14 protein-coding genes are annotated in these 12,329 nt (G+C 72.6%); 10 read left to right on the forward strand and 4 right to left on the reverse strand.

Annotated elements, in window-relative coordinates; translation table 11 throughout:
* The first annotated feature begins 64 nt into the window (after positions 1-64).
* Positions 65-724, forward strand: coding sequence for a trimeric intracellular cation channel family protein (locus AB0E77_RS24730; RefSeq protein WP_361574073.1), 660 nt, complete (start codon positions 65-67; stop codon positions 722-724).
* 72 nt (positions 725-796) lie between these two features.
* On the forward strand, positions 797-1,657 hold the full coding sequence (locus AB0E77_RS24735; RefSeq protein ID WP_361574075.1) for a thioesterase family protein: 861 nt from the start codon (positions 797-799) through the stop codon (positions 1,655-1,657).
* 88 nt (positions 1,658-1,745) lie between these two features.
* Here AB0E77_RS24735 and AB0E77_RS24740 read toward each other — a convergent pair whose 3' ends face one another.
* Positions 1,746-2,372 carry a TetR family transcriptional regulator gene (locus tag AB0E77_RS24740; RefSeq protein ID WP_361574077.1) on the reverse strand — a complete coding sequence of 209 codons (627 nt, stop codon included), beginning with the start codon at positions 2,370-2,372 and terminating at the stop codon, positions 1,746-1,748.
* Between the two features lie 115 nt (positions 2,373-2,487).
* Between AB0E77_RS24740 and AB0E77_RS24745 the strand changes: the two genes are divergently transcribed.
* The 3 genes from AB0E77_RS24745 (at position 2,488) to AB0E77_RS24755 (ending at position 4,236) form a co-directional block, all read left to right on the forward strand.
* Complete coding sequence (locus tag AB0E77_RS24745) at positions 2,488-2,655, forward strand: hypothetical protein (protein WP_361574079.1); 168 nt, start codon at positions 2,488-2,490, stop codon at positions 2,653-2,655.
* A 58-nt stretch (positions 2,656-2,713) separates the two neighbouring features.
* Positions 2,714-2,980 (forward strand): DUF4190 domain-containing protein, encoded by a 267-nt coding sequence (locus AB0E77_RS24750; protein WP_361574081.1) that lies wholly within the window; start codon positions 2,714-2,716, stop codon positions 2,978-2,980.
* Between the two features lie 92 nt (positions 2,981-3,072).
* Positions 3,073-4,236: a cysteine desulfurase family protein gene (locus AB0E77_RS24755; protein ID WP_361574083.1), complete on the forward strand. Its 1,164-nt coding sequence runs from the start codon at positions 3,073-3,075 to the stop codon at positions 4,234-4,236.
* A gap of 27 nt (positions 4,237-4,263) precedes the next feature.
* Here the strand turns inward: AB0E77_RS24755 and AB0E77_RS24760 are convergent, their stop codons facing one another.
* Positions 4,264-4,965 carry an N-acetylmuramoyl-L-alanine amidase gene (locus AB0E77_RS24760; protein WP_361574084.1) on the reverse strand — a complete coding sequence of 234 codons (702 nt, stop codon included), beginning with the start codon at positions 4,963-4,965 and terminating at the stop codon, positions 4,264-4,266.
* A gap of 60 nt (positions 4,966-5,025) precedes the next feature.
* Between AB0E77_RS24760 and mnmA the strand changes: the two genes are divergently transcribed.
* Positions 5,026-6,156, forward strand: coding sequence for a tRNA 2-thiouridine(34) synthase MnmA (mnmA, locus tag AB0E77_RS24765; protein ID WP_361574086.1), 1,131 nt, complete (start codon positions 5,026-5,028; stop codon positions 6,154-6,156).
* A 13-nt stretch (positions 6,157-6,169) separates the two neighbouring features.
* On the opposite strand, the gene AB0E77_RS24770 is transcribed toward mnmA, so the two are convergent.
* The gene (locus tag AB0E77_RS24770; protein WP_361574088.1) at positions 6,170-6,949 is read right to left on the reverse strand and encodes an alpha/beta fold hydrolase; all 780 of its coding nucleotides are present in this window, start codon (positions 6,947-6,949) and stop codon (positions 6,170-6,172) included.
* A 49-nt stretch (positions 6,950-6,998) separates the two neighbouring features.
* Positions 6,999-7,322, reverse strand: a complete 324-nt coding sequence (locus AB0E77_RS24775) for a DUF427 domain-containing protein (protein WP_361574090.1) — start codon at positions 7,320-7,322, stop codon at positions 6,999-7,001.
* A gap of 89 nt (positions 7,323-7,411) precedes the next feature.
* Here AB0E77_RS24775 and AB0E77_RS24780 point away from each other — a divergent pair, with 89 nt between their 5' ends.
* The 4 genes from AB0E77_RS24780 (at position 7,412) to ligA (ending at position 12,099) form a co-directional block, all read left to right on the forward strand.
* Entirely contained in the window at positions 7,412-7,951 is a 540-nt protein-coding gene (locus AB0E77_RS24780) for a TIGR00730 family Rossman fold protein (RefSeq protein ID WP_361574092.1), read from the forward strand.
* A 27-nt stretch (positions 7,952-7,978) separates the two neighbouring features.
* A complete protein-coding gene (locus AB0E77_RS24785; RefSeq protein ID WP_361574094.1) occupies positions 7,979-8,668 on the forward strand; it encodes an SDR family oxidoreductase in 690 nt (229 codons plus the stop codon).
* A 218-nt stretch (positions 8,669-8,886) separates the two neighbouring features.
* Positions 8,887-9,888, forward strand: coding sequence for a methionine synthase (locus AB0E77_RS24790; protein WP_361574096.1), 1,002 nt, complete (start codon positions 8,887-8,889; stop codon positions 9,886-9,888).
* Between the two features lie 15 nt (positions 9,889-9,903).
* The gene (gene ligA / locus AB0E77_RS24795) at positions 9,904-12,099 is read left to right on the forward strand and encodes an NAD-dependent DNA ligase LigA (RefSeq protein WP_361574098.1); all 2,196 of its coding nucleotides are present in this window, start codon (positions 9,904-9,906) and stop codon (positions 12,097-12,099) included.
* Positions 12,100-12,329: the final 230 nt, after the last annotated feature.

Here is a 12,329-nt window from a genome sequence, read left to right on the forward strand (position 1 = left end):
CTGCTCAGTGAGCCCTCGCCTTCGTTTGTAAGGCGGGGGCTCACCGGCAGGTGAGAATGGCAGGGTGTACGAGCAACTCTTCAGCCCGACCGTGCAGCACACGCTCGACCTGATCGGCATCTTCGTCTTCGCCATCTCGGGCGCCCTGCTGGCCGTCCGCAAGAACTTCGACGTGTTCGGCATCGCGGTCCTCGCCGAGGTGACCGCGCTGGGCGGCGGGCTGTTCCGGGACCTGATCATCGGCGCGGTGCCGCCCGCCGCCTTCACGGACCTCGGGTATTTCCTGACCCCGCTGCTCGCCACGGTGCTGGTCTTCTTCCTGCACCCGCACGTCGAGCGCCTCCAGACCGGCGTCAACGTCTTCGACGCGGCCGGCCTCGGCCTGTTCTGCGTCGCCGGCACGACCAAGGCGTACGACTACGGGCTCGGTCTGACCGCCTCCGCCTGTCTGGGCCTGGCCACCGCGGTCGGCGGCGGTGTGCTGCGCGACGTGCTGGCCAACGAGGTGCCGTCGCTGCTGCGCTGGGACCGCGACCTGTACGCCGTCCCGGCCATCGTCGGCGCCACCATGGTCGTCCTGTGCATCCGCTTCGACGCGCTGGGCCCGTTCACGAGCGGCCTCGCGGTGGTCACCGCCTTCGTGCTGCGATTGCTGGCGATGCGCTACCACTGGCGGGCCCCGCGCGCCTGGAACCGGCGGTCGACGGTCGTGGAGGGGGACTGAGAGATCTCCCGTCCGAGCCGGGAGGCCAGGAGAAAGCTACCGCTTAGTAGTTTCCTGTTGTACCGTGCAGCCATGCCAGAAGCAGCTCCCGCACCGGCCACCCGGGCCGCCATCGGCGACAGCGAGTTCGACCGGGACACCGCCCTCACCCGGCGCACGCCCGGTGTCTACGACATCGACCTGTCCGCCGGCTGGACGATCATCAGCGCCGTCAACGGCGGCTATCTGCTGGCCGTCCTGGGCCGCGCGCTCGGGGACGCCCTGCCGCACCCCGACCCGTTCACCATCTCGGCGCACTACCTCACCGCGTCCCAGCCGGGCCCGGCGGTCGTCCGCACGGAGACGGTCCGCACCGGCCGTACGCTCTCCACCGGCCAGGCGTCCCTCTTCCAGTACGACGACGAGGGCAACGAGGTCGAGCGCATCCGCGTCCTCGCCTCCTACGGCGACCTCGGCACACTGCCCGACGACGTCCGCACGTCGGCGAAGCCGCCCGAGATGCCGCCCATGGACCAGTGTTTCGGCCCGCAGGACGGTCCCGCCCCGGTGGAGGGCAGCTCCGCCATCGCCGACCGGCTGATGCTCAAGCTGGACCCCGCCACCCTGGGCTGGGCCCTCGGACAGCCCTCGGGCAAGGGGGAGATGCGGGCCTGGTTCGGGCTCGCCGACGGCCGCGACGCCGACCCCCTCTCGCTGCTCCTCGCGGTGGACGCGCTCCCGCCGACCGCCTTCGAGCTCGGGATCAAGGGCTGGGTGCCGACGGTCGAGCTGACCGCGCATGTCCGCTGCCGCCCGGCGCCGGGGCCGCTGCGCGTCTCCATCACCACCCGCAACCTCGCCGGCGGCTTCCTCGAGGAGGACGCCGAGGTCTGGGACAGCGCCGACCGCCTGGTCGCCCAGTCCCGCCAGCTGGCCCGCGTCCGGCTCGCCTGACGCATCCCGCGCGCCGTCACCGCACACCGGGACGCCGGGACCCACAGGTCCCGGCGTCCCGGTGTGCGTGCGGCCTGACTCCGTCCGGTCAGTCCAGCCAGTGCCGGCGGCCGATGCTGATCAGCCGCATCCGGCGGGTCGCGACGGCGGCCGCCCGCCGGCGCTCCTCCTCCGGCGCCTCCAGCGTCTCCAGGAACAGCGAGGCCGTGCTCAGCATCTGGTCGACGTAGAGGCCCGCGAGCATCAGCAGGTCGTCGTCGCCCCAGCCCGCCGACTGCGGATCCTTGGCCAGCTCGGCCTGCACCTCCTCGGCGAACCTGGCCAGTTGGTCCCGTATCGCCTCCCGCACCGGCTGCACCCCGCCGTGCCGCTCCCGGGCGATGAACCGGACGTGCGCGGGGTGCGCGGCCACATGACCCGCGATCAACTCCACGGCACGGGCGATCCGTTCGTCGCTGTCCTCCGCGGGCGACACCGTCGTCCGGATCATCGGGTGCAGGCTGCCCAGGGCCTCCTCGACCATTGCCACCCCGAGGTCGGCGGTGGAGCGGAAGTGCCGGTAGAAGGCGGTCGGGGCCACGCCGACGGCACGGGTGACCTCACGCAGGCCCAGGCTGCTCAGGCTCTGCTCCTCCAGCAGTACCAGCGCCGCGTCCAGGAGGGCCTGACGGGTCTTCTGCTTCTGGGCCTGCCGGACGCCGAGGGTGTGACTCATACCATGCAGTTAACAACTGTTCTCCGGAATTGAAAAGGCGTGAGGCGCGCTAGACTGAGAAGTCAGTGAACAACTGTAACTACAACCGTTCACCGAAGGTTGGGGGATCCGCTCCATGCTGTTTCTCGTCGTCGCACTCCTGCTCCTCGGCGTCGTCATGGGCACCGTCGCCCACGCGCCGCTCACCTTCTCAGTCGCCGTCGGTCTGGTCATCGCCGTCTGGCTCGGCGTCTTCGCGATCCGCGAGCGGCACGGCCGCCGCCGGAGCAGCTCCGCCCACTGACCACCGCCGGTCCACCGCCGCACCGTCCGGCCCACCGACGCACCGTAGGGAGAACACCGTGCAGCTCACCGCACCGGCCACCCGCCGGACCGGTATCCGGGACACCGACGGCATGGCCGTCGCGTCCTTCGTCCTCGGCCTCCTCGGCCTGCTCGTCCTCAACGTCTTCCTGGGCCCCGTCGCCATCGCGCTGGCCGGCGTCGCCCTGTGGCGGGGCACCGCCCGCCGCGGCCGGGCCCTCCTCGGCCTCGGCCTGGGCGTCGCCGACCTGCTCGTCCTCGCGGCGTTCATGTCCGCCGACAGCACGATGTCCTGGAGCCTGTGAGACACCCGCCGTACGGCCCGGTCCCGGTGCGGCCGAAGAGTCCGGCCTTGCTCTGAGGCCGGGCGGGGCCGCCCCGTAGAATCGGCCCCACCATGGCTTACCTCGACCACGCCGCGACCACCCCGATGCTCCCCGAGGCGGTCGAGGCACTCACCGCGCACGTGGGCGCCACCGGCAACGCCTCCTCCCTCCACGCGTCCGGCCGCCGCGCACGGCGCACCGTCGAGGAGGCCCGCGAGACCCTCGCCGACGCCCTCGGCGCCCGTCCCAGCGAGGTCGTCTACACCTCCGGCGGTACCGAGGCCGACAACCTCGCCGTCAAGGGTCTGTACTGGGCCCGCCGCGACGCCGACCCGGCGCGCACCCGGGTCCTGGCCAGCCCCGTCGAGCACCACGCCGTCCTGGACGCCGTCCACTGGCTCGGCGAGCACGAGGGCGCGACCGTCGAGTACCTGCCGGTCGACGCGTACGGCCGCGTCCACCCCGAGGCACTGCGCGAGGCCATCGCCCGCGACCCCGGCAGCGTCGCCCTCGCCACCGTCATGTGGGCCAACAACGAGATCGGCACGATCATGCCGGTCCGTGAACTCGCCGACGTGGCCGCCGAGTTCGACGTCCCGCTGCATGCCGACGCGGTCCAGGCCGTCGGGCAGCTCCCGGTCGACTTCGCCGCCTCCGGGCTCGCGGCGATGACCGTTTCCGGCCACAAGATCGGCGGCCCCTACGGCATCGGCGCGCTGCTGCTGGGGCGCGAGTACAGCCCCGTGCCCGTGCTGCACGGCGGCGGCCAGGAACGGCACGTGCGCTCGGGCACCCTCGACGTGCCCGCCATCGCCTCCTTCGCGGTCGCCGGCCGCCTCGCCACCGAGCAGCGCGCATGGTTCGCCCGCGAGATCGGCGCCCTGCGCGACGGCCTGGTCGACGCCGTCCGCTCGGCGGTCCCGGACGCGGTCCTCGGCGGCGACCCCGTGGACCGGCTGCCGGCCAACGCCCACTTCACCTTCCCCGGCTGCGAGGGCGACTCCCTGCTCCTCCTGCTCGACGCCCAGGGCATCGAGTGCTCCACCGGCTCCGCCTGCACCGCCGGCGTCGCCCAGCCCAGCCACGTCCTGCTCGCCACCGGCACCGACCCGGACCTCGCCCGCGGCACCCTGCGCTTCTCCCTCGGCCACACCTCCACCGAGGCCGACGTGGAGGCACTCGCCAAGGCGATCGGCCCCGCGGTGGAACGGGCGCGGGCGGCCGGGCTGACATAGCGGCCGGACAGCCGGCCCGGTGGGGACTCAGGCGCTCTTCGTCGCGCCGGCGGACGGGCCGCTCGTCGCCGCCCGCCGGACCAGCTTCATGTACCGGTCCCAGTCCCAGTGCGGCCCCGGATCCGTGTGGTCGGTGCCCGGCACCTCCACATGGCCGATGATGTGCTCCCGGTCGACGGGTATGCCGTACCGCGCGCAGATGCCCGCCGTCAGCCGGGCCGAGGCCGCGTACATCGCGTCCGTGAAGTCCCGCGGCCGGTCCACGAACCCCTCGTGCTCGATGCCGACACTGCGCTCGTTGTACTCCCGGTTGCCCGCGTGGTACGCCACGTCCAGCTCCCGGATCATCTGCGTCACGTGCCCGTCCCGGCCGACGATGTAGTGCGTGGCCGCCTGGTGCCCAGGGTCCTGGAACGCCTTGACGGCGCTGGCGAAGCTGCCCTGCGTGACATGGACGATCACCATGTCGATGCCGAAGTCGTCGGGCCGGTCCGCCCGCCGCCAGTTCGCGTCCGACGCCGCAACCCACCGCGCGCCCGCGTAGTCGACGGCGCCCTCCTCGCGGGGCTTCTCCACGCCCGGCGTGCGCCACCACAGCCGCGCCAGCTCGTCGCGCGCCAGCACCGCCGTGCCCACGGCCGCCGCCGTGCCGCCGACGATCAGCGCCCGGCGCCCGATGCGCCGGTCCGCGTCCCTGGGTCCGCCCGCGGACCCGCTCTTCGCCCCCATGCGATCTTCAACGCATACTCGCGCGCTCCGGTTCCCGCGCCCCCGTACCCTGGAAGGGTTATGACTGACACCCCGCAGCGCACCCGCCCCCTCCGCGTCCTCGCCGCCATGTCGGGCGGAGTCGACTCCGCCGTCGCCGCCGCCCGCGCGGCCGAGGCGGGGCACGACGTGACCGGCGTCCACCTCGCGCTCTCCGCGAACCCGCAGTCCTTCCGCACGGGCGCCCGGGGCTGTTGCACCATCGAGGACTCCCGGGACGCCCGCCGCGCGGCCGACGTCATCGGCATCCCCTTCTACGTGTGGGACCTCGCCGACCGCTTCCGCGAGGACGTCGTCGAGGACTTCGTCGCGGAGTACGAGGCCGGCCGCACCCCCAACCCGTGCCTGCGCTGCAACGAGAAGATCAAGTTCGCCGCGCTGCTCGACAAGGCCCTCGCCCTCGGCTTCGACGCGGTCTGCACCGGCCACTACGCGAAGGTGATCCTCCGCGAGGACGGCACCCGCGAACTGCACCGCGCCTCCGACATGGCCAAGGACCAGAGCTACGTCCTCGGCGTGCTGGACGACCGGCAGCTCGCGCACGCCATGTTCCCGCTCGGCGACACGCTCACCACCAAGGAGGAGATCCGCGCGGAGGCCGAGCGCAGGGGGCTGGCCGTCGCCAAGAAGCCCGACTCGCACGACATCTGCTTCATCGCCGACGGCGACACCCAGGGCTTCCTCGCGAACCGTCTGGGCAGGGCGGAGGGCGACATCGTCGACGAGTCCGGCAACCGCCTCGGCACCCACGAGGGCGCCTACGGCTTCACCATCGGCCAGCGCAAGGGCCTGCGCATCGGCACGCCCGCGCCCGACGGCAAGCCCCGCTACGTCCTCGACATCTCCCCGGTGGACAACACCGTCACGGTGGGCCCCGCCGAGGCGCTGGACGTCACCGCGCTCACCGCGATCAAGCCCCGCTGGTGCGGCGCGGCCCCCACCGGCCCCGGCACCTACACCGCCCAGCTGCGCGCCCACGGCGGCGAGACCGAGGTCACCGCCGACCTGGTCGACGGCACCCTGGAGGTGAGGTTCACCGAGCCGGTGCGCGGCGTGGCCCCCGGCCAGGCGATCGTGCTGTACGACGGCACCCGTGTGGTGGGCTCGGCGACGATCGCGTCGACCACGCGCGCGACGGCGGGCGTGGCCTGAGCCCGAGCCGCCCTCAGCCGGCGAAGAACTCCGCCAGCACCGGCGCCAGGACGCCCGGCTCCACCATGTGGCTCTGGCCCCCGAGGGCCCGGTACGCGCCCTCGGGCACGGCGTCGGCGACGGCCCGTGCCGCCTCGCGCATCCACGCGGCGCCGGCGTCGCCCGCCAGGGCCAGCACGGGAACGGTGATCCCCGCCAGCAGAGTCCGCGGCACCCGCGCGTCGCCCAGCACCGCGTCGTCGTACGCGAGGCTGGGGGCGACCGACTCCAGACCGGCCCACATCGGCGACCGGCGGGCACGCCGGATCATCTCCTCGCCCAGACCGGTCAGCCGCAGGAACAGCTCCACCGCGTCCCCGCGCCGCCCCCGCCCGAGCGCCTCGCCCAGCCGCCCGGTGTACTCCGCGCGGGCCCGCGCCGCGTCGTCGTCCATGGCGTACGGCACCTCGTAGACGGCGACCCGGCGCACCGGCAGCCCGCTCGCCGCCGCCCGCAGGACCAGCGCGCCGCCCGAGGAGATGCCGTACAGCGACGCCTCGCCGCCGACCGCCTCGATCAGCGCCGCCAGGTCCTCCACCTCGCGCTCCACCGCGTAGGGCGCCGTGTCACCGCTCTCGCCGCGCCCCCGCCGGTCGTACACGGTGACGTCGAAACGGTCCGACAGCTCCGCGGCCAGGGGCGCCAGCGTGGCGCCCGTCGACAACGCACCGCTGACCAGGACGACGGCGGGCCCCTGCCCGGCGCGTGCGTACGCGAGACGCGTACCGTCGAGCGAAACGGCCATTGTGTCCATGGTTGTGCAGACTGCCCTACAGCGCCCGTTTCATCCGTCTTTTCGCCCCTCAGGACACCTCGACGTCGTAGAAACAGAGGTGGTCCTTGATCGCGGCCACGTCCGGCTTCGGGTCCGGGTAGGACCAGACGAGGTCCGGCGCGTCCGGCAGCGACCAGTACGACGCGTCCCCCTTGAAGGGGCAGTGTGTGTGCGTGGCCGACGGTGTCAGCAGGTCCAGGCGCACGTCCTCGGGCGGCAGGTAGTACCGGTCCGGGAGGCCCGTCTCCCGCAGCACCAGCGCCTCGTCGCTCTCCGCCAGCACCTGCCCGTCCCGCACGACGCGCACGTGCAGGCCGCTCGGCTCGACGGTGATGCGGTGTCCCTTGGTCACGATCGTCCTCCTCGGTGGCCGGCTCTCCTGATGACAGCACGGCCGCAGGCCGGGTTCTTCCCGCCGGGGCGGGAACGTACCGTTGCCTCATGAACATCTGCGTCTTCCTCTCCGCCGCCGACCTCGACGAGCGCTACACGCGCCCCGCCAAGGAGTTCGGCACCCTCCTCGGCAAGGGCGGGCACACGCTCGTGTGGGGCGGTTCGGACACCGGGCTGATGAAGGTCGTCGCCGACGGTGTGCACGAGGCCGGAGGCAGGCTCCTCGGCGTCTCCGTCGGCTTCCTGGCGGCCAAGGCGCGCGAGGGCGCCGACGAGATGGTGATCGCCGAGGACCTCGCCGAGCGCAAGCGGCTGCTGCTGGAGAAGGCGGACGCCGTGGTGATCATGGTGGGCGGCACCGGCACCCTGGACGAGGCGACGGAGATCCTGGAGCTGAAGAAGCACGGCCACACCGACAAGCCGGTCGTCCTGCTCAACACGGCGGGCTTCTACGACGGGCTCAGGGAGCAGTTCCGCCGTATGGAGGACGAGGGCTTCCTGCCGCGACCCCTCACCGACCTGGTGTTCTTCGCCGAGGAGCCGGTCGGCGCGCTCGCCTACCTGGAGGAGAGCCAGGGCATCGAATGAGGCACCGGTGATGCGAGCATGGCGGGCATGGCTACACATGTGATCACCGGAGCGGGCTCCGGCATCGGCGCGGCCGTCGCCCGCCGCCTGCACGAGCGCGGCGACGAGGTCGTGCTGCACGCGCGCGACGCGGGCCGCGCGAAGGAACTGGCGGCCGCCCTCCCCGGCGCGAAGACCCTGGTCGGCGACCTGGCGGACCCGGACAAGCTCTCCTGGGCCTTCTCGCACCAGACGCTGCCCGACCGTGTGGACACCCTGCTGCACATCGCGGGCGTGGTCGACCTCGGCCCCGTCGGCGACCTCACCCCCAAGACCTGGCGCAACCAGCTCAACGTCAACCTCGTCGCCCCCGCCGAGCTGACCCGCCTCTTCCTGCCCCAGCTCCGCGTCGCCCAGGGCCACGTCCTCTTCGTCAACTCCGGTTCCGGGCTCAACGCCCACGCCGGCTGGTCCGCGTACGCCGCGTCCAAGCACGGACTGAAGGCCCTCGCCGACGCCCTGCGCCAGGAGGAGCACGCGAACGGCGTCCGCGTCACCTCCGTCTACCCGGGCCGCACCGCCAGCCCCATGCAGGCCAAGGTCCACCGCCAGGAGGGCAAGGAGTACGACCCCGCGAAGTGGATCGACCCCGAGTCGGTCGCCACGACGATCCTCATGGCCCTGGACCTCCCCAGGGACGCGGAGGTCAACGACCTGACGGTCCGCCCGGGACGCTGACTCACGGGTGATTCCAGCCCGCCCGGGCGGTCTTCAGCCGTCCGGCATCGTCTTCAGCCCGTCCGGCGTTCGAGGACGAGACCGTTCAGGCCGGGAGCGGGGGTCCGGGGACGATGGGGGCACCTCCCGCTCGAGCGAAGCCGAGAGTGAGAGTGGGGGAGGGAAGGGGCGGCGGGGGCGCAACACACCCCCGGCCACCCCTGCGTACCCTTCCTCCCGTGAACGACAACCCCCGCTTCGGCCCCGCCACCGGTATCGGCTCCCTGCCGGGCCAGGACGCACGCGAGGCCGCCAAGACAGCCACCGGCTCCTTCGAGGACTTCCCCTTCCTGCCCGAGCTCCCCGCCCGCGGCCCCGGCGCCGACATGATCGGCCGCACCGCCGGCCTGCTCGTCGAGCTGTACGCGCGCGTGGAGCCCAGCGGCTGGCGCCTCGGCGACCGCCCCGGCCGGGACACCAAGCGGGCCCGCTCCTGGTTGGGGGAGGACCTCGACGCGCTGGAGGAGTTCACGCAGGGTCACGAGGGGCCGCTGAAGCTCCAGGCCGTCGGCCCGTGGACGCTGGCCGCCGCCCTGGAGCTGCGCAACGGCGAGGCCGTCCTGTCCGACGCCGGCGCCACCCGCGACCTCGCCGCCTCCCTCGCCGAGGGCCTGCGCCTGCACCTGGCCGAGGTCCGGCGCCGCGTGCCCGGCGCGACGCTCGTGCTCCAGCTCGACGAGCCCTCCCTCACCGCCGTGCTGCGCGGCCAGGTCCGCACCGCCAGCGGCTACCGCACGCACCGGGCGGTGGACCGGCAGATCGTGGAGGCGACCCTCCGGGACACCGTCGGCGTGCACGGCGACGGACCCGTCGTGGTCCACTCGTGCGCCCCCGACGTGCCCTTCGCCCTGCTGCGCCGGGCCGGCGTCGCGGGCATCTCCTTCGACTTCTCCCTGCTCACCGAGCGTGACGACGACGCGATCGGTGAGGCGGTGGAGGGCGGCACCCGGCTCTTCGCCGGTGTCGTGCCGGGGACGGACGGCCCGTTGTCAGACCCTGCCGGTAGCGTCATGGGTGTCAGGACGCTGTGGCGCAGGCTGGGGCTGCATCCGGGGCTTCTCCCGGAGGCGGTCACCGTCACCCCGTCGTGCGGACTCGCGGGCGCGTCCCCCGAGTACGCCCGGCGCGCGCTCGCCCACTGCGTCCGGGCGGCGAGATCCCTCGCGGACAACCCAGAGTAACGGGAGGACGACACGGTGGCCGGCGACAAGCAGGCGGAGACGACGAGTGTGCCCGCCGAGGCACGCGAGAAGCACGTGCAGCTCGCTGAGCAGATCGAGGAACACCGCTTCCGGTACTACGTGAAGGACGCCCCCGTCGTCAGCGACGCGGAGTTCGACCGGCTGCTGCGTTCCCTGGAGGCACTGGAGGAGGAGTACCCGGAGCTGCGCACCCCGGACTCGCCGACCCAGAAGGTCGCCGGTTCCTACGAGACGGATTTCACGGCCGTCGAGCACCGCTCCCGCATGCTCTCCCTCGACAACACCTTCAACGACGACGAGCTCGCCGCCTGGACCGAGCGCATCGCCAAGGAGCTGGGGGAGCAGAAGTACCACTTCCTGTGCGAGCTGAAGGTCGACGGCCTCGCCGTCAACCTCACCTACGAGCGCGGCAGGCTCGTCCGCGCCGCCACCCGCGGCGACGGCCGCACCGGCGAGGACATCACGCCCAACGTCCGCACCATCGCCGACATCCCCGAGCGCCTCACGGGCGACGAGGTCCCCGACCTCGTCGAGATCCGCGGCGAGGTCTACTTCCCGATGGAGAAGTTCCAGGAGCTCAACGCCCGGCTGGTCGAGGCCGGCGACAAGCCCTTCGCCAACCCGCGCAACGCGGCGGCCGGTTCGCTGCGCCAGAAGGACCCGCGCGTCACCGCCTCCCGCCCGCTGCACATGGTCGTCCACGGCATCGGCGCCCTCGAGGGCTACCAGGGCATGACCCGCCTCTCCCAGGCGTACGGCCTCCTGGCGGCCTGGGGCCTGCCCACCTCCCCGTACAACAGGGTGGTCGACGGCCTCGAGGGCGTCCGGGAGTTCATCGCGTACTACGGCGAGAACCGGCACTCCGTGGCGCACGAGATCGACGGCGTCGTCGTCAAGCTCGACGAGATCCGCCTCCAGGGACGCCTCGGCTCCACCGCGCGCGCCCCCCGCTGGGCCATCGCGTACAAGTACGCGCCCGAGGAGGTCAACACCAAGCTCGTCGACATCAAGGTGGGCGTCGGCCGCACCGGCCGCGTCACGCCGTACGCGCAGGTCGAGCCGGTCACCGTGGCCGGCAGCGAGGTGGAGTTCGCCACCCTGCACAACCAGGAGGTCGTCAAGGCCAAGGGCGTCCTCATCGGCGACACGGTGGTGCTGCGCAAGGCCGGTGACGTGATCCCCGAGATCCTCGGGCCGGTCGCCGACCTGCGGGACGGCAGCGAGCGGGAGTTCGTCATGCCGGCCGAGTGCCCCGAGTGCGGGACGCCGCTGAAGGCCATGAAGGAGGGCGACATCGACCTCCGCTGCCCCAACGCCCGCACCTGCCCGGCCCAGTTGCGCGAGCGCGTCACCTACCTCGCCGGCCGCGAGTGCCTCGACATCGAGCACTTCGGCGGTGTCGTCGCGGCGGCCCTCACCCGGCCGCTGGAGCCGGCCGCTCCACCGCTCGTCGACGAGGGCGACCTCTTCGACCTCACCGTGGAGAAGCTGCTGCCCATCAAGGCGTACGTCCTCGACCCGGACAGCGGGCTGCCCAAGCGCGACCCGAAGACCGGCGAGGAGAAGATCGTCACGGTCTTCGCCAACCAGAAGGGCGAGCCGAAGAAGAACACCCTCGCCCTGCTGAAGAACATCGAGGAGGCCAAGAACCGGCCGCTCGCCCGCTTCCTCAACGGCCTCTCCATCCGCCACGTCGGCCCGGTCGCCGCGCAGGAACTCGCCCGCCAGTTCCGCTCCGTCGACCGCATCGAACAGGCCACCGAGGAGGAGCTGGCGAACACCGACGGCGTCGGCCCCGTCATCGCCGCCTCCCTCAAGGAGTGGTTCGCCGAGGACTGGCACCGCGAGATCGTCCGGAAGTGGAAGGCGGCCGGAGTCCCGCTGGAGGAGCGGTCGACCGGCGAGGACGAGGGACCGCGCCCGCTCCAGGGCCTCACCGTCGTCGTCACCGGCACCCTGGAGCACCACACGCGGGACGGGGCCAAGGACGCCCTGCAGAGCCGGGGCGCCAAGGTGACCGGATCGGTGTCGAAGAAGACGTCGTTCGTGGTGGTCGGCGACAACCCCGGCTCCAAGTACGACAAGGCGATGCAGCTCAAGGTGCCGGTCCTCGACGAGGACGGTTTCGCCGTCCTGCTCGAGGAGGGACCCGAAGCGGCCGGCGGCGTCGCGCTTTCGGCCGAGGAATAGCGGTTGAAGGCCACCCGATCGGCGCATACCAGATGCATACGGGTGGCCGGGTCGCATTCGGGCAACCGTCGACGACCGGTGCCCCTGGAAGCCTTCCGCGGCCTACTGTTGAGGGGTGCGCCTGCCGTGCCCAGCTGCGGTCGGGGGCATCCCCCTGCCCCAAGGAACAGGGGGAAGGGTTCTCCAACGCGGAGCCGTTGAGGGTTTGTCGGGCGCAGGGCCGCGTGGCG

Source organism: Streptomyces sp. NPDC032940 (assembly GCF_040636935.1).
Lineage (GTDB): Bacteria > Actinomycetota > Actinomycetes > Streptomycetales > Streptomycetaceae > Streptomyces.